Origin of the sequence: Aggregatibacter sp. oral taxon 513, from assembly GCF_018128305.1 — a bacterium.
Lineage (GTDB): Bacteria > Pseudomonadota > Gammaproteobacteria > Enterobacterales > Pasteurellaceae > Aggregatibacter > Aggregatibacter segnis_A.
Genome location: NZ_CP072381.1, coordinates 996,509 through 1,016,637, shown reverse-complemented (window position 1 = coordinate 1,016,637; position 20,129 = coordinate 996,509). Strand labels below are relative to the sequence as shown.

The window sequence follows — 20,129 nt, the reverse complement described above, 5'->3', positions numbered from 1 at the left end:
TGGACGCATTGAATGAATAAGGAAGAAAAAACACCCTCACGCCTAATTCAATTAGGCAGAATTTACCGTTTAATTGAACAATTTGAAGAAATTTCCCGTATTGAACTTTCAAAACTTTCCGGATTTGCTCCCGCGACGATTACTTCTCTTACTCGCGATCTCATCGAAAAGCATTTAATTATGGAAAAAACGGTACGTAATACAGACAATCGTGGACGACCGGCAACCGCATTATGTGTCTCTCCAATCTATTGGCAGTCCTTATGTGCCACATTGATGGAAGATCGTTTTGAAATCACACTTAGTGAGCTTAACGGTGTTATTGTTAAACAAAAGATTTTCCCACTATCAACAAATAAATTGTCAACGCTCGATGAGTTTTTAGTCAGTAGCATTGAACAATTCCTTAATAAAACAAAAGAATTATCAAATTTAATTACATTTTCAGTCACTGTCGGTGGGGAATTGGATAAAGACGGAAACCTAATAAAACTAGGAAGTCAGAGATTTAATCAATTAAATCTTAGAACGTTATTTTCGCCTTATTTTGATGTTCCAATTTTAATTTCAGAGTATTTTAAGACTTGGTTATTAGCTGAATCGACTTTAGGTAATGCAATTAATTGTGATGATGCTTTGTTTATCCAATTAGATGATGAGGTTAATTTTAACGTATTGTCAGAAGGGAATATTTTATTTAATCGAGAGCATGAGCGAATTAATATTAATCACTTAGTCGTTCCTCGATTAAATGAGTTACAAGCCCTAATTAATCGTGATTTACCGGAAGTAGAGCGTTATCAAGTACAACATCAGATTACCCATCGGGCAATTATTCAGCTCATTGATTTGCTGTATCCGAATAATCATTTTTCCACAAATGCTGAAAAAATTAAGTTCTTGTGTAGAAATATTATCCAACAAGAGAAGACGGCATTACGAATTTTGGATCATTTAACAGATTGTTTAGCCTATATTTTGATGAATCTCCTTCATATTTTCTCTGCAGAGAAGATCATGCTCAACTCTAGTATGTTAATTGTTAAAGATGCTTTACTTGAAGAACTCAATCAAAAACTCGCGACCTATTTTCCTCATGGAAAGGTTGCAGAAGTTGTGATGGGTAAATATGAATGGAATAGTCCGGTCGTCGCTGCTGCCGCAATTAAGCAAGGAATTTATGACGGAGCTTTGTTAACCAGTTTGGAATAACAGGAATAAATCGTAAATAAATTCAGCAAATTTGTTTTAGCTCAATACTACTCATTATAAATTCTCTTAGAATTCTGAAAATTATATGAAAAAGGGGATATTAATGAGTAGTTTTTTTGTCACCGGAACTGACACAAATGTAGGGAAAACTGTGGTAAGTCGGGCAATTATGCAGGCCTTACAAAAAGCGGGTGTGCAGGTTGTCGGCTATAAACCTATTGCATTTGGTCAGGATGAAATGATTTATCCGCCACATAATTTATCTGAAAATAGCGACTATGACACGAAAGATAATCCTGATGTATTAACGTTAATGGCGAGTACAGAAGAAAAAGTTAGTTATGAAGAAGTGAATAGCTATACGTTTTTACACACGATACCTATCTTAACAGAGGGCAGTAAGCGGGTTCATATTGAAAAATTAAATAAAGACTTGGCTCATTTACGTGATAAATATCAATCAGTTGTTGTTGAAGGTTCTTTTGGGTGGTTAACACCGATCAATAAAGATTATAGTTTTGCCGATTGGGTTGCTGAGCACCATATGCCGGTTGTTGTTGTGGTAGGTATTAAAGAAGGTTGTATCAACCATGCTTTATTAACAGTGCAATCGATTATTGATAAAGGATTGCCGTTGTTGGGTTGGGTAGCTAATCGAATTAACCCTGGATTGGGGCACTACGCAGAAGTGATCGAAACCTTGAAACAAAAAATTGATGCCCCGTTATTGGGCGAGGTTTCTTATGTTCACAAACCGGAAGAGCAAGACTTAAGTCGTTTTATTACAGACGTAGATCGTTTAACTTATATGAAAACCGAGTTAGTTGCTTAATGCATTAGAATAAAGTGCGGTCAGGAAATAAGATATTTTTAGTGAGTTAATATTTTCTTCACGATAAAGACAATATAATTGATATAAAAAAGGCTTAGAAATGTTTCTAAGCCTTTTGTTTTATACAATCAATTATTCAACGGTCAGAATACGGCAAGTGTTTGTACCACTTTCGCTAAATTCAGCCCCTTGAGTTAATAACACGATATCACCGGTCATTAAGAAACCTTTGTCTTTTAGCACGCTAATTGCTTTTTGAGCACCTTCCATTGTACGGCTAACATCATTGTAAAAGACCGGAGTTACACCGCGATATAATGCGCACAAGTTTAATGTTTTTTGGTTACGGGATAAGGCAAAAATCGGTAAACCGGAACTAATACGGGACATTAATAACGGTGTACGGCCACTGCTACTCATCGCAATAATGGCGCTGACACCTTTCATATGGTTGGCTGCAAACATGGTTGACATAGCAATAGTTTCTTCGATGTCGTCAAATTCAACATTCATACGGTGATGAGAAACGCTTGCACCCGGCATTTTTTCTGCGCCTAAACAAACTTTTGCCATTGTCGCAACCGTTTCAGCCGGGTATTGACCTGCAGCAGTTTCTGCAGACAGCATGACCGCATCAGTACCATCCAATACCGCATTCGCCACGTCCATGACTTCCGCACGGGTTGGCATAGGGTTGCTGATCATGGATTCCATCATTTGTGTTGCAGTAATTACCACACGGTTTAATTGACGGGAACGACGAATTAATTTCTTTTGAACCGCTACTAATTCCGGATCACCGATTTCAACACCGAGGTCACCACGGGCAACCATGATGACATCAGCAGCCAAAATGATGTCATCCATCGCTTCGTTAGATTCTACGGTTTCAGCACGTTCCACTTTAGCAACGATTTTGGCATCTAAACCGGCATCTTTCGCTAATTGACGGGCGTAGTTCAAATCGGCACTAGAACGCGGGAAAGACACTGCAAGGTAGTCTACACCGATACGTGCAGCGGTAATGATGTCAGCTTTATCTTTCTCAGTTAATGCATCAGCAGACAAACCACCGCCTAATTTGTTGATCCCTTTGTTATTTGATAATGGACCACCAACGGTAACTTCCGTGAAGACTTTTGCGTTTTCGGTAGATAACACTTTTAATTGAACGCGACCGTCATCCAATAAGAGGATATCGCCTGGAACCACATCTTGCGGTAAAGTTTTGTAATCTAAGCCAACAACTTCTTGTGTACCTTCACCTTTCGGTAATTCTGCATCTAAGATAAATTTATCACCGACATTTAAGAAAATTTTGCCATCTTTGAATGTAGATACACGAATTTTAGGACCTTGTAAGTCGCCTAAAATTGCAACAGTTTTGCCTAGTCTTTTTGCAATTTCACGGACACGTTCTGCACGACCAATATGATCTTCCGGTGTACCGTGAGAAAAATTCATACGTACTACGTTCGCACCGGCGGCAATAATTTTTTCTAAATTGTTACCGCGGTCAGTGGTTGGACCCATGGTACATACAATTTTTGTTCTTCTTAATTTTCTGGACATTAACATTCTCCATCTATGTTTATCTTATAAAATTTTCTTTATGTGAATGATTATTTCTTAATCACAAAAAAACTGGTCGGCATTATACGCTTAAAATAAAATTAGATCGAGATCACATTTTAGGGAAAAGTCCTTGCTGTTTGTGGGATTCCAAGAAAAGCCTTTATACATAATTGGTTACGATTTATACATTAAAAGTGCGGTCATTTTTTCCGTTATTTCGTAGCGGCTTTCATGTTGCGAACAAACTCAGCGAGTTCCGTTAAACATTGGGCGTGATTTTCTAAATTTCGCTCAATGATTTTTACGGTCGCCGAACCGGAAATCGCGCCGGCTGCGCCAAGTTGAAGAGCTTCTTTTACTTGCGCCGGTTGAGCAATGCCGAAACCTTGTAGAATAGGCGGAGCATGGTGAGCGTTGAGTTGCTCTACAAGGGTGTCTAAGTTAGCCGCATGAACTTGGTTTTCTGCGCTGGTCACGCCAGCACGCGAGACCAAATACGTATAACCTTCACTGCTTTCAGCCACACCTTGAATCGTTTTTTGATCCGCATTCGGCGGACAAATAAAGACGGGCTGAACACCGTGTTTTTTGGCTGTTTTTACATAGTCTTCTTTTGCCAATAATGGAATATCCGCCACTAAAACAGCATCCACACCGACTTCCGCACAACGTTGATAAAAATTATCCAAGCCTTTGGCAAAAATTAAATTCGCGCAAAGTAATAGGCTGATGGGAATCTCCGGGTATTTTGACCGCACTTTGGCAAGCAATTTAAAACAGTCTTCCGTGCTATGCCCGGCGTTGAGCGCACGATTATTGGCTGCCTGAATAACAGGACCGTCCAATAACGGATCAGAAAACGGGAAGCCCAATTCCAATGCGTCCGCACCGTTATCAACGAGGGTACAAATAATTTCAAAAGAGCGGTCAAAGGTCGGGTCGCATAAGGTAACGAAAGGAACGAATGCGCCTTCCTTTTTTGCGTGTAATCGGGAAAAGGTCGTTTCAAAACGGCTCATAATTACATTCCTTTTTCATTTAAAATTTTATCTACGGTAAAAATGTCTTTATCGCCACGACCGGATAAATTCACTACCAAAATTTGTGCTTTATTCGGTTCCTGATGAATCATTTTTAGCGCGTGCGCCAGTGCATGAGAACTTTCTAACGCAGGAATAATGCCTTCATGTTTTGCCAGTGCTTGGAACGCATTTAAGGCTTCATCATCGGTAATGCTAGGGTATTCCGCGCGACCAATGCTTTGCAAATAGGCGTGTTGCGGGCCAACAGAAGGGAAGTCTAGCCCGGCAGAAATGGAGTAGGATTCTTCCACTTGACCGTCTTCTGTTTGCATTAATGGCGATTTCATCCCGAAATAAATACCGACTTTTGCATGGCCTAACGGCGCGCCGTGTTCACCGCTTTCAATGCCGTGGCCGGCAGGTTCTACGCCAATTAAACGCACATTGGGTTCATCAATAAAATCCGTAAACATACCGATAGCGTTTGAGCCGCCCCCTACCGCCGCAATCACGGCATCCGGTAAACGGCCTTCTTTTTCTAAGATTTGACGTTTGGTTTCTTCGCCAATCATTTTTTGGAATTCGCGTACAATGGTTGGGAAAGGGTGAGGGCCTGCTGCTGTACCCAATAAATAATGGGTTGTTTCATAGTTTGCCGACCAATCACGCATAGCTTCACAGCACGCATCTTTTAAAGAACAAGAGCCTTTTTGCACCGGCACCACTTCAGCCCCCATTAAGCGCATACGGAATACGTTGGGTGATTGGCGTTCTACGTCTTTGGCACCCATGTAAATGCGGCAAGGCATATTCAACATGGCACAAGCAAGGGCTGTCGCCACACCGTGCTGACCTGCGCCGGTTTCTGCGATAATGCGGGTTTTCCCCATGCGTTTTGCCAGTAAAATCTGACCTAAAACTTGGTTGGTTTTGTGGGCACCGCCGTGGAGTAAATCTTCCCGTTTTAAATAAATTTTGGCTTTGGTGCCTTTGGTTAAGTTACGGCAAAGTGTAAGTGCGGTCGGTCTGCCGGCATAATTTTTCAGTAAATCCTGAAATTCACGTTGAAATTCCGGATCATGTTGCGCTTCAACAAATGCTTTTTCTAATTGTTGAAGCACAGGCATTAAAATTTCCGGCACATACATTCCACCGAATTCCCCAAAATAAGGGTTTAAAATCGTGTCTGACATGTAGTTTCCTTTTTTGTTAGCCATTTCTTGCCACATTTAATGGCGCGAAAGTTTGCGCCGTCGGCATCACTTCAATTCGATTAATATTCACGTGTTCCGGTTGTTGATTGAGCCATAAAACGATATTGGCGATATCCTGTGCAGTGACATATTGGACGTTCTCATACACTTTATCCGCGCGGGCGTCATCGCCTTTAAAACGTACGTTAGAAAATTCCGTACCGCCACATAATCCCGGTTCTACATTGGAAACACGTACATTGGTGCCGGCCAAATCTGCACGGAGGTTTAAACTGAATTGTTTCACGAAGGCTTTTGTGCCGCCGTAAACGTTGCCACCCGGATAGGCATAATTGCCGGCAATTGAGCCTAAATTAATGATATGCCCTTGATTACGCGCCACCATTTGCGGCAAAACTAAGCGGGTTACGGTAACCAAACCTTTCACGTTGGTATCGATCATTTTTTCCCAGTCATCTAAATTGGCTTTATCTGCGCTTTCCAGGCCAAGGGCAAGGCCTGCGTTATTCACTAATAAATCGATGGCTTGTAATTCTGTCGGCAGCGTTTTGAATGCATTTTCAGTCGCGTGACGATCCGAAATATCGAATGCAAGAGGAAAGAATTGGCTGCCGTATTCTTGTTCTAATTGCGCTAAACGTTCTTGTCTTCTTCCTGTACCAATCACTAAATAGCCCGCTTTCAATAACGTGCGACAGATAGCGTTTCCAAAACCGGCGGTGGCACCTGTGACCAATGCAATTTTTGTCATGTTTATTTCTCCTTGTTGTGGAATTGGTGTACGGAAAAATTCATTTAGAAAAATGACCGCACTTTCTATGATGTAGAGCATACTACTACACTAGTATGTAAAAATATAGCGTGTTAATAAAGAAATTTAAAAGAGAGTAAAAAAAAGTGCGGTTGTTTTTTAATGAATTGAAGAGAAAGAAAAAAGCACGCTAGAAAATAGCGTGCTTTTTTACTTGGAATGAACCTAAAGTGCGGTGCTTTTTTGCCGCATTTTCAATGCTACATCATTGCACCCACATATTTCAGCATCACTCCGGCGGCAATGGCGGAACCAATCACACCGGCAACGTTAGGTCCCATGGCATGCATGAGTAGGAAGTTTTGGTTATCTGCTTCCAGTCCGATTTTGTTGGAAACCCTTGCTGCCATTGGTACGGCAGACACACCGGCAGAACCGATGAGTGGGTTAATTTTATTTTTGCTGAATTTGTTCATCAATTTCGCCATTAAAACACCGCTGCCGGTACCGATCCCGAAGGCAATCACACCAAGAATCAAAATACCCAAGGTTTGCGGTTGTAGGAATTTATCGGCGATGAGTTTAGAACCCACAGACAAACCAAGCACGATGGTGACGATGTTAATCAAGGCGTTTTGTGTAGTATCGCTTAAACGTTCTACCACGCCACTGACGCGCATGAGGTTACCGAAACAGAACATCCCGAGCAATGGGGCGGCATCCGGTAAAAGTAAACCAACGAGCAACAGCAAAATCACCGGGAACAAGACTTTTTCACGATTGCTCACATGGCGCATTTGTGTCATACGGATCCTGCGTTCTTCTTCCGTGGTTAAGGCTTTCATGATCGGTGGCTGAATCAATGGCACTAACGCCATGTAGGAATAAGCCGCCACAGCAATGGCACCAAGCAATTCCGGTGCGAGTTTGCTGGTGAGGTAAATCGCAGTCGGACCATCCGCACCACCGATAATACCGATGGATGCCGCTTGTGGGAGCGTGAATTCGATAATACCGAAATAGTTCAATGCCAATGCACCGAGTACGGTGGCGAAAATACCGAACTGTGCTGCTGCACCAAGCAGTAATGTTTTCGGATTTGCTAATAACGGGCCGAAGTCTGTCATCGCGCCTACGCCCATGAAAATCACTAACGGTGCAATGCCATAACCGATAGCCACTTTATAGAACAAAGCCAAGATCCCGGCGCTGTATCCCATGTCCATAGACAAGGCTTCCAGTTGATTTACGGTAGAGCCGGAAGCTGTCGCAAGTGCAGTTTTAATGACTGCCGGATCAGCGGCGACACCTAATTTCGCCGCAATGACGGCAATTTGCTCCGGTGAACCAAGATGAAGCAAATTCTCCAATGCCGTCATGGCAAGCCCGGCTTCGGGAATGTTTGATAACAATCCACCAAAGCCGATAGGCAATAATAGCAATGGCTCAAACTTGCGCGAAATGGCAAGCCACAATAGGAGCAAGCTGATAGCGATCATCACTGCTTGACCCCATTGCAAATGGAACAGTCCCATACCCTGAATTAATGCAATAATGCTATCCATAGGTAACTCCTTAGACGAGGTTCATAACAGTATCACCCACCGCGACGGCATCGCCGGCTTTGACACAGATACCACGCACGGTACCGGCTTGTGCCGCTTTGACTTCGGTTTCCATTTTCATGGCTTCAAGAATGAATAACACATCACCTGCCGCGACAGTTTGACCTTCTGTTGCCACCACTTTCCAAATGTTACCCGCCATTGGCGCCGTTACTGGTGTACCACCACTGCTTGGCGCTGGTGCCTGTGCGGTTTGTGGCGCAGCTGCTGTGGTTGTGGCTACGTGTGAAATGTCGCCGCCTTCACTGACTTTCACCACAAAGGCTTTGCCTTCCAATTCCACAGTATAAACGGTGGAGCCGGACGCTGCTGGTGCTGCTTTAGAAACAGGTTTATTTTCCACCGCACTTTCATTGCCGGTTGGTGCCGGTTCAAAGGCTGCAGGGTTGTTGCGGTTTTCTAAGAATTTCCAAGCGATTTGAGGGAAGAGCGCCACGATTAAAGCATCGTCCACCGCATTGTCTGCTAATTTCACCCCTTTTGCTTTGGCTTGTTCGGCAACTTCAGCTTCAATTTTCGCCATTTCAGGGGCAATGTGATCGGCTGGGCGGTCAGTCACCGGAGCGGCACCTTCTAATACGCGAGCTTGTAATTCGCTATCTACCGGTGCAGGTGTTTTACCGTATTCACCTTTTAAAATACCGGCAGTTTCTTTCGCGATGGTTTTATAGCGTTCGCCTGTCAGCACGTTAATAACGGATTGTGTGCCGACAATTTGAGAGGTTGGGGTAACAAGTGGAATGTAACCTAAGTCTTTACGTACGCGAGGAATTTCTTCTAAAACCAAATCCAATTTGTCGGAAGCATTTTGTTGTTTTAATTGATTTTCTAAGTTGGTAAGCATGCCGCCCGGTACTTGTGCCACTAAAATACGGCTATCTACACCGCGTAGCTGACCTTCAAATTTGGCGTATTTTTTACGTACATTACGGAAATAGGCAGCGATTTTTTCCAAACGCGGAATATCCAAACCGGTGTCATATTCGGTGCCTTGTAAGGTCGCTACCATGGATTCTGTTGCCGGGTGGCCGTAAGTGCCGGACATAGAAGAAATCGCCGTATCCACACCGTCCACGCCCGCTTCAATGGCTTTTAACAGTGCCATTTCCGCCATACCGGTAGTCGAGTGGCAGTGTAAATGTAATTCCACGTCGAAACGTTTTTTGATTTCGCGCACTAAGTCTGCCGCCGCCATCGGGTTCAAAATACCTGACATATCTTTAATCACCAAGCTGTCTATACCGATTTCCAATAATTGTTCGGTGGTATCAAGCCAGGTTTGCATGGTGTGTACCGGGCTGGTGGTATAACTTAATGTTCCTTGTGCATGACCGCCGAATTTACGCACGGCTTGCAATGCCGCTTTCATATTACGCGGGTCGTTGAGCGCATCAAATACGCGGAACACGTCCATACCGTTTGCTACGCAACGTTCGACGAAACGTTCTACCACGTCATCGGCATAGTGGCGATAACCTAAGAGGTTTTGACCACGTAACAGCATTTGTAACGGGGTTTTCGGACAGGCTTTTTTCAATTCACGCAAACGTACCCACGGATCCTCTCCTAAAAAACGAATACAACTGTCAAACGTTGCACCGCCCCAAGCCTCTAACGACCAATAGCCGATATTGTCTAATTCTTGAGCGATCGGCAACATGTCATCGAGACGTAAACGGGTCGCGAAAAGCGATTGGTGAGCATCACGAAGCACCAGTTCGGTCATTTTAATTTTTTTAGTCATAGTAAAATCCTTATTTTTATTTGAACTGTTGGGTACGGCGATGGTGCGCGATAGCCGCTGCAATTACAGGGCGCAAACGCTCAAAATCGTCAGTAGGTGCCGCAGAAAGTGCGGTCGTATTTGGAGGCGTTTTTGGTGAGGGTTGAGGCTCAGGAAAATATTTGTTTATCAGCTTTGACATCAGTCCGATTGCCCAGATTAAAATGAGCAAAAAGACCAATACAAAACCCATCCCTGAAAACATCAGATTAATTCCTTCACCGAAAAGTTCTGCCGAAGTCATTAGTCGTATCCTTATATTTAATATGGGATTTTTATTCTACCCAAGTCATTTTCACAAAACCGTGATTGAGATCATAAATTGAGTGAAATAGAAGAAAAGGGAAAAGTGCGGTGTTTTCTGAAGGGGATTTGAGCGTTATTTTAAAATGATGTTGCGTGCTGTCTGACGAATTAAATAAGCCATCAGCACGCATTTGAAGAGAAGTTCTATTGTGACTATTTCACACTCACTACTGTGCTTTTATTTCTTAAGCGCCACAATTGATAAACGTTTACTAAAACCAAGAAAATATTCAATAACGCTACGGGATAGGTACCCTTAAGAAGACCATAGACCACAAACAAAATTGCACCGATGCAGTTAACGGTTCTCAAAGAAACGATAGATTTAAATAAAAATGATGCTGCCACAAAGAATGTGGCCACATAGCCTAAAAGCTCAATAGAATCGATTTCAAACATGAATGCCTCCAGGGAGTTAGAAATAAAATGGGGCGCAATAATATTGCAAATAAGCGTGTCTTGCAAATAAGACACCAATATGAAAACAAAAAGCAAGCTGAAAGCCTGCTTTTATCTTCAATTAATAACGACTTAAATTTTTCTCATAAGATAGCGAAAGTATTCACGCTTGTACTGAAAATATATATTTGTAGAAATCAATTGATATTGAGGGATAATCTAGTTTAGGTAAAAACTCATTGTTTTTCTGCATTTCTATTTCAGCAAGTATTAATCTTTCATCTAAAAGATTTAAACCTAAATTTAGCCAGTTTATAGCTTGCTGAAGGTTATTAGCTTCTAATTCTCCAACTTGTGTTAACTGTGGAATACATAGATCGATTGGGTAGGACACATTTTTAATATTTTCTATTACGGAGCAAATTTTTGCTAACAAAAGGAAACCTGAAAATTCAATGTTATCTTCTATGTAAGCTCTTAGATTATATTTTTGTCTAATTTTTTTAGAATGTGACCAATATCGTGCTTCAAGAATTTTAAACCTCTTTTCATATGGGCTTAATATATTGGTTAATGAATAACGTTCAGTTTCTTTTTTTAACTCTTCAAATGTTCGTAATAGAATATTTGAATTTTTTACTGCTTCGTCAGCACCTGCTTGAAAGCCTTCTTTAGAAACAATAATTCCTTTATCAGCACCAGCTTCACCTACTCTATGCATAAATGCAGATACTGTATTTTTATCTACTTTTTTATTCCAACATTTTGTTTCGATAAGCCAAACGGTTTCTAAACCAATAAAGGAAAAATCTATGTATACATCAATATCATGCTCTGTTCTTATACCTTTTATTGTTTTATTCGTTTCTGCATATAGGCCTAGGCTAAGAAAATAATTTTTAATAGTTTCTTGAAATACATACCATTCTTTTTCCATAAAGATCCTTAAAATATAATAAGAGTTTTAGTAGTCATTGAAGTATAAATTTATCCCCCCTGATTCAACCCCAAAAAATCACCTACTTCATGTTCCAACTGACTCATGGCAAGCAGGGCTTCTTGAGTCTGTTTAGCTTCTTCTTCATCAATAATGCTCATCGCGAAACCAACATGGACGAGAACCCATTTGCCAAGCAGAGGTTTGGGATCATCGTTACAGATAAGGGAAATATTCACTTCACGTTGCACACCGCAAACATCAACGGTGGCAAGTTGTAATGCGCTGTCGCCGATTTTTACAATTTGACCGGGCACGCCTAAACACATAATTCATTTACTCCGATTAAAAATTTTCGCTTATTTTACCATTGCTTTAAATAAATTGCGGCGATCTGGATCAAACGTCGCTTGTTTGGTCGGCATGGATAAAATCATGCGTAGGCAATCCTGTGTTAGTTGGATAGCTTGTTTGTTACTAAGATTCGGATCAAGCGGGGAATGCAAGGAACAGCTTAAGTATTGCGGTACGGTTTCAACGCCACTGACCGTGAAAGTAAGCGCCTTGTAAGGCAGTTGTACAGTGAGTTTATCACCTAATTCTCGCGGTTCCCACGTTTGTTGCGGGCCTGGCAGAATAACGACGCTAATCATCCATGGGGTTAACACCGAGCCGACCCATTGTCCTTCAAATACAACGAATTTTGGACAGAAACATTCAATGCCTTTGTGATAGAAAGGAAGATCCTGCATTTCAGGCACAATTTTTTGCATTTCAGCAAGAAAGAGCTCAGTTGGGTTTTCATCAAAGCCAGTAACGGAGGTTAAAAGTGCGGTGGCATTTTCAGGAGTTTTTTCGTGTCGGTACATGGTTAACTTTTCACAAAATAGTGGCGTGCGTTCTATAACGTGTGCCAGAAGTATTAATAAAATAAGCACGCGTCAGAGACGCGCGCTATCAGTGGGTGTTTGTCAATATCAATAAGATTAAAGCATAGTAGGTGAAATCTTAAAGAAAGTTCCCCTCTTTCGTAAAGAGGGGTTAGGGGAGATTTAACTCTTGCCTCTATTAATTAGGTCAAATCTCCCCCCGTCCCTCTTTTCTAAAGAGGAGAGTCTAGATTCAAACCATATTCAGTAATCACTTGATTCAAGGCTACAAAAACATTCGGTAATGTTTTTTGTATCGTTTCCGTCAAGCCAATTCCGGATTCTAGCGATTCTGGCTGGATACCGATAAGACAAAGGTGTTTTGGGAATTCGTCCGTCAATTTCATTGCAGAAAGTACATCACATATACCCAGTTGGTGTGGCGAAATTTTGCGTGAGAAAAAGGTAGGCACTTGTTCGTCATGTAACACAATAATCTCACCTGGCTGTTTGTTAGCAAGCACAGCATCGATAATAATTAAATGCTCGCGATTTGCCATCGCATCCAGTAATTCCATGCCACAAGTACCACCATCGATGATGTCAAAGTGCGGTTGAATTTCAAGGCGTTTTTCAAGCTCCTGCACAACGCGCACACCGACACCTTCATCACTTAACAAAATATTGCCGACGCCAAGAATTAATGGCTTCATTACAACACCTTCACTTCGGTCACTTCACCGTTTTCTGTGTTAACAACGTGCACGGCGCAGGACATACAAGGGTCGAAAGAGTGAATGGTTCGAACCACTTCTAATGGTTTAGTCGGATCTGCCACCGGTGTACCAATAATGGAAAGCTCATAAGGACCCATTTGGTCTTGTTCGTTACGTGGACCGGCATTCCATGTGGATGGTACAACCGCTTGGTAGTTTTCAATGCGACCGTCTTTGATCACAACCCAGTGAGAAAGCATACCGCGTGGTACTTCACCGAAACCAACACCACGGAATTCACCGTTTGCTGGAATATCCGTTTTGATATAAGCCGTCATATCACCTTTCGCGATGTTATCAATGAGCATTTGCCATTGAGCGCTTAAAATGTCGTTGATCGCACAGCAATGCACGGTACGACCGATAATACGTCCAAGGGTAGAATGTAGTTGATCGGTGGTTAACGTGTTACCAGTCAATTTTTCATAAATGCCTTTCAATTCATTGAAATGGGTCACGGTTGGTGTGTCATTTGCTGCCAAACCACACATTAAATAGGCGAGAGGCCCCACTTCGACAACTTTACCGTAGAATGTCGGCGCTTTTACCCAAGAGTATTTACCATCATCTTGCCAGCCTGTGTATTTCGGACGAGTTAAACCCGCCCAAGGTTCTAATGGCTCATCGTCTTCGTACCAAGCGTGTTTACCGCTTTCTTTAATGCCTTTTACAACGAACTCATCTTTTTGTTGATCAATTGGGCGGAAAGTCGATAAATCGCCGTTTTCGATATAACCACCTTTTAACATGAATTTAGAGTTATCTGCATCAATTGGGTATTCTGGTACAGATAAGTAGTTGCCGGATGTTTTACCTAAGCTTAACCATTCAGGATAGTAAGCCGCAAATACTGCTGCATCTACTTTATACACTTGGTTAATGAAGTCAGTTAAGCGGTCGATACAAGCTTTCACGAACATGAGACGTTCTTGGTTTAGTACTGCTTGGGAATCTAAGTTAATTGGGTTTGCTACACCACCAATCGCCAAGTTTTGAATGTGTGGTGTTTTACTACCGAGTAATGCGACTACACGGTTAGCATCACGTTGACATTCAAGCGCTTGCAAATAGTGCGCGACGGCAATGAGGTTGACTTCTGGTGGAAGTTTCATTGCAGCATGACCGAAATAACCATTAGCGAAAATACCAAGTTGTCCGCTGTCCACTAATGCTTGAATTTTTTTCTGTACATTGCGGAATTCGTTAGCACTGTTTAATGACCATGTAGAGACACCTTTTAGCATGTCTGCTGCTTTTTCAGGATCAGCTTTTAGCGCAGCGGTGATATCCACCCAGTCCATCGCGGAGAGTTGATAGAAATGCACGATATGGTCGTGAATGCTGTGTGCAGCAAGAATCATGTTGCGAATGTACTGCGCATTGACTGGTACTTTAGCACCGATAGCATCTTCTACGGCACGCACGCTGATAATCGCGTGTACTGTGGTACATACGCCACAGATACGTTGCATAATCATCCATGCATCACGTGGGTCGGCACCTTTTACGATATTTTCCATACCGCGCCACATGGTACCGGATGACCAAGCATTGGTGACGACGCCGTTTTCAATTTCGCAATCAATACGTAAATGCCCCTCAATACGGGTAATTGGGTCAATTGAGATACGTTTTTTTTCTGACATTATTCTGCTCCGCTAACTTTTTTGCTGAATGCCGCTTTTTCGGCAATAATTTTTTCTGAGTCTTCGGTATGTTTTTCTTTAAATACCGGCAATACAGGGAATAAACGAATGATTAAAATATAGGCACATACTTCAATAGAAACGAAGCCGATTGAAATAAGCAATTCTTCCGCTGATGGGAAATATTGATAGCCATTGCCCGGATTATACATGATAAGCGAGTAGTTCATCCGCCATAATGCTGCACCGAGTAACATGCTTAATGCCGAAATAAATAACCAACGGGAATCTGATTTTTTCTCTCCGAGGAAGAGGGTAAGTAACGGTAATACCATCAACCAGACTTCAATCCAGAACATCCATGCTTCAAATTTAGTTAATTTGTCGAAACCCACAACCATTTGCAGTTTATCGTTATAAATCAACTCACCAAAACGCACAGCTAAGAAACAGAAAATCAAGCCTGCTGTAACGCGTGCCAATTGAGTAAATAAATGACGTTCATCCGGTGTTTTTCCTGCAAGACCCGCTTTAACTAAAGAACCCTCGAAAATCACAATAGAGAAACCCATAATGAAAGCTGTCAGCAAGGAGAGAATTGGTAGCGCTTCATAGCTTTGCCATACCTGATGGACTTTGTGTCCCGCTACAATCATCAAGGAACCCATGGAAGATTGGTGCATCATCGGCAACAAGGCACCCAAGGCAATAATGAAGAACATGATTTTATTGAGTTTATTAAACCATTTCTTTAAACCAAGGAAACCAAGCCATACCGGGGCAAATTCTAAGGTGACGACAATGATATACACAGTCATACAAAATGCCGTTTCAAACAACACGGAATTGGTATTGAATTGTCCCGGAACGTAGAAATACGGTAAGTGCCAATAACGGCCCATATCAATCGTAATGGATAAACCACCAAGGGAATAACCGAAGAGACTGGCAAGCAATGCCGGGCGCACAAGGGCGTGATATTTCCCTTTGTTGAAAATATACACTGTCCAAGCTAATGCCCAACCGCCACAGGCAAAACCTGTACCGACAAGCAAGTCAAAGGCAATCCATAAACCCCAAGGATAACCGCCATTAAGTGCGGTCACGGAACCGATACCGAAAACCAAACGTTTTAAAATTAATAAAACGCAAAGTACGGCAAGTGGTGCAAAAAAGAGAATTGCGGCAGAAACAAGGCGACCGCCCACCGGACGTGGATTACTCATGGTGTTCATCCTCCGCTTCTTCAATTTCCTTGCGTGCCTGACGCATGGCTTCTTTTTGTGCTGCAATACGCTCGGCAATTTTATCGCCATGCATATTTTTGTAAGTCATAAAGGTGAGACCGGCAAGTGCCACTAATGGCAATGCCAAGCCGCGATACAAGAAGTGTTGTAAATGCGCAGCACGAGAACCTGTCGCTACTTCATCTAGAGGTGGCAAGCCAAGATTTTCAAATGGTACACCACTTAAAGCAAGGACTTGTGTACCACCACCTTCTTTTTCACCGTAGATGTGATATTGATATGCCGGTACGGTAGCGCGGTATTTATCCGTGCTATTGACGTGTTGACGTGGGTAGTCGTATTCGGTACCGCGTAATAAGCTTAAACGGCGTTTTGCTTCTGCCAATAACTCTTCACGCGTACCAAAAATAATGGCACCCGTTGGGCAAACATGGCAGCAACCCGGTAATTCGCCTTTATCTAAGCGTTCAACACCTTTTTGGTTACAGAGTTCACATTTGCTGATTTCACCGAACGGATTGTCGTAGTCGTATTTTGGTACATCAAAAGGACAACCCACCATGCAATAGCGGCAACCGGTACAAATGTCAGGATCGTATTTCACGATACCTGTTTTTGGATCTTTGGTGAGGGCTTGAACAGGACAAACCGCTACACAGTTCGGATCAACGCAATGCATACATTGTTTTTTAACGTAAGCATAGCCATTTTCCGATTGGTCTTTATTTTTACCATCGCCATCGCTCCAAACTTGAATGATATTGCGGGTAAACGGCGTAAGTTTGTCGTTATTTGACCAAGTCTGATCGCCTTTTGGATTCACTGGTGTATGGTTCACGTTTTGACATTCAGCCACGCATGCCTGACAACCTACACAAAGGGTAGAGTCGTAAAGCATTCCAAGCGCACCGGGAATAGGTTCAACCACTTCGGATGCCTGTGCACTCGACACAGGCAAGGTGGAAGCAATTCCGCCAAGCACACCGGCTTTTAGAAATTTTCGTCTATCCATCTTATTTACCTGTATGCTGTTCTTTATCTGCCGCTTTGGCTTCGGAACGGGCTTTATGTTGAACACTTAATTCGCGTAAGGTCACGACACTGACACCGGCAAGGATGGCAGCAGCACCACCTAATAAACCAATAGCGGTCATAGTTGCACCCGAACCTTCGGTGTTGTTGACATCCGGTTTTTCAACGCGTGGTGTTGGGTTTTCTACGCCCGCTAATTGGAAAATACCTTTGGTAAAGCCCACACCTTTTTCGTTACAACCATAACAAGGATGACCGATACCGACCGGCCAGTTATTGCCGCCGACATCACAGAATTCTAAGGTAGAGCAGTTGCCGTAAGTTTCCGGTCCTTTACAACCGAGATGGTATAAACACCAACCGTTGCGGTGACCGTAATCACCGTATTCTTTGGCAAAGCGACCTGCATCAAAGTGCGGTCGGCGATAGCAGTTTTCGTGAATTAAGCGATCGTAAGCGAATAGCGGACGATTGAGTTTGTCCATTGCCGGCAATTTCTTATAAGTAAGAATGTAAGCGACTGTTGCAAGGAAGTTATGTGGATTTGGCGGGCAACCCGGAATATTAATGACCGGCGTGCCTTTTGGTAACACTTCGGATAAGCTGCTTGCACCGGTTGGGTTACCACCGCTGGAAGGCACGCCCCCCCATGCTGCACAAGAACCGATGGCAATAATGGCTGCAGCACCTTTTGCCGCTTCTTGAATGTGTTCTACAATCGGTTTCCCGGCGACCATACAATAAACACCACCGTCTTTCACAGGAATGGAACCATCTACGACTAAAACATATTTGCCATAATATTTATGCATAGCATTATGTTTATTATCTTCAGCTTGTTCCCCAAAGGCTGCAGAAAGCGTTTCGTGGTATTCTAAGGAAATCATTTCCAATACCAAGTTTTCTACTGTTGGGTGGGTGGCACGTAGCAGAGATTCAGTACATCCCGTACACTCTTGTGCACCAATCCATAATACCGGCGGACGAGCAGGCGCCATCAAGGCTTCTGTCATTTGCGCACCGGCTTTACTACTTAGCCCCATTGTTGCCGCAAGTGCGGTACATAATTTCATGAAATCCCGGCGGGAAACATCGGCTAAGGCAGAAAATAATCCATCGCTTCGTTGCATATATTCACTCCAATTCACACATTTTATACATGGTTATTGGCGCTATGATATGCTCATAAGGTGGAACATTATTTGATCGTCATCAAGAATATCCCTATTTTTTATCCGAATATAGGATGTAACCTTTTGTTTTTATAGATTAATTGCGATTAATTCTCATTTGTTAAATTGTTGTAACTATAACGAGGTATTAGGTTTTATTTGGAGTCAGAGAAAAACGGATTTGATCGCAGAAAAGGCTGAATTAAGAAAAGAAAAAGGCGCACATTGGATATTGTGCGCCATTATTTATTGTGTGGTCTTGTGACGCTATAAAATCTTTGCAAAAACCGACCGCACTTTTTCAGCGTCTTTTATACCGGGGGCACGTTCCACACCGGAATTCAGATCCACACCGACACAACGTTGTGCCAATGCGTCTTCAATGTTATCGGGGTTAATGCCACCCGCCAGAATAATTTTATGTTTCAGATGGGCAGGAATCAGCGACCAATCGAAAGCCTCACCCGTACCGCCTTGTTGTGCGCCTGACTTGCTATCGAAAACAAAACGATCCATCTCAGAAACGTCGTCAAAAACCACCGCACTTTTACGGGTTACATCCATGGAAATCGCTTTCCAAATACGAATGCTTTCAGGCAATTCGGCGCGAAGTGCGGTGATAAATTCCGTTGTTTCATCGCCATGCAACTGAACGGCATAGAGCTGTAATTGCTGTGCGATTTTCACGATAAAATCAATGTCTTGATTTTGAAACACGCCCACAAAGCGAAGTGGGGCTGCTGTCACCAATTCTTGGGCTTGGCGTAAACTGACACAACGTTTAGAATTTTCGACAAAAATCAGCCCGCCGTATAATGCGCCGCTTTCGTAAACGGTTTTTACGTCTTGCGTACGGGTTAAACCGCACACTTTGTTTTCGCCGAGAATAACTTCACGCACGGCGTTGTTTAAGTCGGGACTGCCCATTAAACTGCTGCCGATTAAAAAGCCATGGGCAACGTGTTGCAATTCACGTACTTGCTGATGATGGTAAATGCCTGATTCGCTGATGATTCGTACATCGGCAGGAATGTGGTCGGCATATCGGGTGGTTAATGCCACCACGCGGTTTAAATCCACGCTTAAATCGTGCAAATTACGATTATTTACGCCGATAATTTTTGCCCCTAACGCCAAGGCGCGTTCAAATTCTTCTTCGTTGCTGGTCTCGGTCAACACGCCCATGCCAAGAGAATGTGCTAAATCCGCCAAAATACGATAAGTCTCATCATTCACCACCGAAAGCATGAGTAAAATCGAGTCTGCTTGGTAAAAACGCGCCAAATAAACCTGGTATTCGCTGATCATAAAGTCTTTGCATAATACCGGTTGTGTGACAACGTCTCGAACTTGCTTGATATAGGCAAAATCGCCTTGGAAGTATTTTTCATCGGTCAGCACAGAAATCGCATTGGCATAGTTTTTATAGACCTGCGCAATTTCTGTCGGTTTAAATTCACTGCGAATCAATCCCTTAGAAGGCGAGGCTTTTTTACATTCTAAAATATATGCCGGTTTTTGGTGCGTGCCTTTTGCTAACGCCTCATAAAAAGCGCGGTCGGATTTTTGAATGTTTTTTTCAAATTCACTTAATGGAAATTCCGCTTCTTTGTTTTTTACCCATTCGGCTTTATCGAGCACGATTTTTTGTAACACCGTGGCGGTTTCAAGGGGTTTGGAAAAGTCTTGTGTGATCATGTTGATGTCTTATTTTTGAAAACAGGCTTTAAA

General features: G+C 42.6%; 19 protein-coding genes. 2 read left to right on the top strand and 17 right to left on the bottom strand.

The genetic code is table 11. From position 1 onward, the window contains the following. Positions 1-12: 12 nt before the first annotated feature. Positions 13-1,212 (top strand): ROK family protein, encoded by a 1,200-nt coding sequence (locus J5A60_RS04905; RefSeq protein WP_212509638.1) that lies wholly within the window; start codon positions 13-15, stop codon positions 1,210-1,212. A 103-nt stretch (positions 1,213-1,315) separates the two neighbouring features. Next, complete coding sequence (bioD, locus tag J5A60_RS04900; RefSeq protein WP_212509637.1) at positions 1,316-2,044, top strand: dethiobiotin synthase; 729 nt, start codon at positions 1,316-1,318, stop codon at positions 2,042-2,044. A 132-nt stretch (positions 2,045-2,176) separates the two neighbouring features. On the opposite strand, the gene pyk is transcribed toward bioD, so the two are convergent. The 17 genes from pyk to trpCF all read right to left on the bottom strand — a co-directional run bounded on the left by pyk (position 2,177) and on the right by trpCF (position 20,096). Beyond that, the gene (gene pyk / locus J5A60_RS04895) at positions 2,177-3,616 is read right to left on the bottom strand and encodes a pyruvate kinase (protein ID WP_212509636.1); all 1,440 of its coding nucleotides are present in this window, start codon (positions 3,614-3,616) and stop codon (positions 2,177-2,179) included. A gap of 215 nt (positions 3,617-3,831) precedes the next feature. Then, positions 3,832-4,638 (bottom strand): tryptophan synthase subunit alpha, encoded by an 807-nt coding sequence (trpA, locus tag J5A60_RS04890; protein ID WP_048750406.1) that lies wholly within the window; start codon positions 4,636-4,638, stop codon positions 3,832-3,834. A gap of 2 nt (positions 4,639-4,640) precedes the next feature. Further along, positions 4,641-5,834: a tryptophan synthase subunit beta gene (trpB, locus tag J5A60_RS04885; RefSeq protein ID WP_212509635.1), complete on the bottom strand. Its 1,194-nt coding sequence runs from the start codon at positions 5,832-5,834 to the stop codon at positions 4,641-4,643. A gap of 16 nt (positions 5,835-5,850) precedes the next feature. Continuing rightward, on the bottom strand, positions 5,851-6,606 hold the full coding sequence (locus J5A60_RS04880) for an SDR family oxidoreductase (protein ID WP_212509634.1): 756 nt from the start codon (positions 6,604-6,606) through the stop codon (positions 5,851-5,853). A gap of 260 nt (positions 6,607-6,866) precedes the next feature. Beyond that, complete coding sequence (locus J5A60_RS04875) at positions 6,867-8,171, bottom strand: sodium ion-translocating decarboxylase subunit beta (RefSeq protein WP_212509633.1); 1,305 nt, start codon at positions 8,169-8,171, stop codon at positions 6,867-6,869. Between the two features lie 10 nt (positions 8,172-8,181). Further along, positions 8,182-9,975, bottom strand: a complete 1,794-nt coding sequence (gene oadA / locus J5A60_RS04870) for a sodium-extruding oxaloacetate decarboxylase subunit alpha (protein ID WP_212509632.1) — start codon at positions 9,973-9,975, stop codon at positions 8,182-8,184. A gap of 16 nt (positions 9,976-9,991) precedes the next feature. Continuing rightward, positions 9,992-10,258 carry an oxaloacetate decarboxylase subunit gamma gene (locus J5A60_RS04865; protein WP_109858828.1) on the bottom strand — a complete coding sequence of 89 codons (267 nt, stop codon included), beginning with the start codon at positions 10,256-10,258 and terminating at the stop codon, positions 9,992-9,994. 215 nt (positions 10,259-10,473) lie between these two features. Continuing rightward, positions 10,474-10,719, bottom strand: coding sequence for a YgjV family protein (locus tag J5A60_RS04860; protein ID WP_109858829.1), 246 nt, complete (start codon positions 10,717-10,719; stop codon positions 10,474-10,476). A 163-nt stretch (positions 10,720-10,882) separates the two neighbouring features. Then, complete coding sequence (locus J5A60_RS04855; protein ID WP_109858830.1) at positions 10,883-11,656, bottom strand: restriction endonuclease; 774 nt, start codon at positions 11,654-11,656, stop codon at positions 10,883-10,885. 50 nt (positions 11,657-11,706) lie between these two features. Further along, the gene (hybG, locus tag J5A60_RS04850) at positions 11,707-11,985 is read right to left on the bottom strand and encodes a hydrogenase maturation factor HybG (RefSeq protein ID WP_109858831.1); all 279 of its coding nucleotides are present in this window, start codon (positions 11,983-11,985) and stop codon (positions 11,707-11,709) included. A gap of 30 nt (positions 11,986-12,015) precedes the next feature. Beyond that, positions 12,016-12,525, bottom strand: coding sequence for a hydrogenase-2 assembly chaperone (gene hybE, locus J5A60_RS04845; protein ID WP_109858832.1), 510 nt, complete (start codon positions 12,523-12,525; stop codon positions 12,016-12,018). Between the two features lie 233 nt (positions 12,526-12,758). Further along, positions 12,759-13,238 carry a HyaD/HybD family hydrogenase maturation endopeptidase gene (locus J5A60_RS04840; protein ID WP_109103800.1) on the bottom strand — a complete coding sequence of 160 codons (480 nt, stop codon included), beginning with the start codon at positions 13,236-13,238 and terminating at the stop codon, positions 12,759-12,761. Then, entirely contained in the window at positions 13,238-14,947 is a 1,710-nt protein-coding gene (gene hybC, locus J5A60_RS04835; RefSeq protein WP_109128603.1) for a hydrogenase 2 large subunit, read from the bottom strand. The genes J5A60_RS04840 and hybC overlap by 1 nt, the downstream gene beginning before the upstream one ends. Next, on the bottom strand, positions 14,947-16,173 hold the full coding sequence (gene hybB, locus J5A60_RS04830) for a Ni/Fe-hydrogenase cytochrome b subunit (protein ID WP_212509631.1): 1,227 nt from the start codon (positions 16,171-16,173) through the stop codon (positions 14,947-14,949). The genes hybC and hybB overlap by 1 nt, the downstream gene beginning before the upstream one ends. After that, complete coding sequence (gene hybA / locus J5A60_RS04825) at positions 16,166-17,206, bottom strand: hydrogenase 2 operon protein HybA (protein ID WP_109103798.1); 1,041 nt, start codon at positions 17,204-17,206, stop codon at positions 16,166-16,168. The genes hybB and hybA overlap by 8 nt, the downstream gene beginning before the upstream one ends. Position 17,207: 1 nt before the next feature. Then, positions 17,208-18,356 (bottom strand): hydrogenase 2 small subunit, encoded by a 1,149-nt coding sequence (gene hybO / locus J5A60_RS04820; RefSeq protein ID WP_212509630.1) that lies wholly within the window; start codon positions 18,354-18,356, stop codon positions 17,208-17,210. Between the two features lie 309 nt (positions 18,357-18,665). Further along, a complete protein-coding gene (gene trpCF / locus J5A60_RS04815; protein WP_212509629.1) occupies positions 18,666-20,096 on the bottom strand; it encodes a bifunctional indole-3-glycerol-phosphate synthase TrpC/phosphoribosylanthranilate isomerase TrpF in 1,431 nt (476 codons plus the stop codon). Positions 20,097-20,129: the final 33 nt, after the last annotated feature.

Excerpts from the sequence above, each read along its gene's own strand:
- trpB (WP_212509635.1), bottom strand. The coding sequence starts at position 5,834 with ATGTCAGACACGATTTTAAACCCTTATTTTGGGGAATTCGGTGGAATG.
- hybA (WP_109103798.1), bottom strand. The coding sequence starts at position 17,206 with ATGGATAGACGAAAATTTCTAAAAGCCGGTGTGCTTGGCGGAATTGCT.
- pyk (WP_212509636.1), bottom strand. The coding sequence starts at position 3,616 with ATGTCCAGAAAATTAAGAAGAACAAAAATTGTATGTACCATGGGTCCA.
- J5A60_RS04860 (WP_109858829.1), bottom strand. The coding sequence starts at position 10,719 with ATGTTTGAAATCGATTCTATTGAGCTTTTAGGCTATGTGGCCACATTC.
- hybE (WP_109858832.1), bottom strand. The coding sequence starts at position 12,525 with ATGTACCGACACGAAAAAACTCCTGAAAATGCCACCGCACTTTTAACC.
- oadA (WP_212509632.1), bottom strand. The coding sequence starts at position 9,975 with ATGACTAAAAAAATTAAAATGACCGAACTGGTGCTTCGTGATGCTCAC.
- J5A60_RS04880 (WP_212509634.1), bottom strand. The coding sequence starts at position 6,606 with ATGACAAAAATTGCATTGGTCACAGGTGCCACCGCCGGTTTTGGAAAC.
- bioD (WP_212509637.1), top strand. The coding sequence starts at position 1,316 with ATGAGTAGTTTTTTTGTCACCGGAACTGACACAAATGTAGGGAAAACT.
- J5A60_RS04840 (WP_109103800.1), bottom strand. The coding sequence starts at position 13,238 with ATGAAGCCATTAATTCTTGGCGTCGGCAATATTTTGTTAAGTGATGAA.
- hybO (WP_212509630.1), bottom strand. The coding sequence starts at position 18,356 with ATGCAACGAAGCGATGGATTATTTTCTGCCTTAGCCGATGTTTCCCGC.
- J5A60_RS04905 (WP_212509638.1), top strand. The coding sequence starts at position 13 with ATGAATAAGGAAGAAAAAACACCCTCACGCCTAATTCAATTAGGCAGA.
- J5A60_RS04875 (WP_212509633.1), bottom strand. The coding sequence starts at position 8,171 with ATGGATAGCATTATTGCATTAATTCAGGGTATGGGACTGTTCCATTTG.
- hybB (WP_212509631.1), bottom strand. The coding sequence starts at position 16,173 with ATGAGTAATCCACGTCCGGTGGGCGGTCGCCTTGTTTCTGCCGCAATT.
- hybG (WP_109858831.1), bottom strand. The coding sequence starts at position 11,985 with ATGTGTTTAGGCGTGCCCGGTCAAATTGTAAAAATCGGCGACAGCGCA.
- J5A60_RS04865 (WP_109858828.1), bottom strand. The coding sequence starts at position 10,258 with ATGACTTCGGCAGAACTTTTCGGTGAAGGAATTAATCTGATGTTTTCA.
- hybC (WP_109128603.1), bottom strand. The coding sequence starts at position 14,947 with ATGTCAGAAAAAAAACGTATCTCAATTGACCCAATTACCCGTATTGAG.
- trpCF (WP_212509629.1), bottom strand. The coding sequence starts at position 20,096 with ATGATCACACAAGACTTTTCCAAACCCCTTGAAACCGCCACGGTGTTA.
- J5A60_RS04855 (WP_109858830.1), bottom strand. The coding sequence starts at position 11,656 with ATGGAAAAAGAATGGTATGTATTTCAAGAAACTATTAAAAATTATTTT.
- trpA (WP_048750406.1), bottom strand. The coding sequence starts at position 4,638 with ATGAGCCGTTTTGAAACGACCTTTTCCCGATTACACGCAAAAAAGGAA.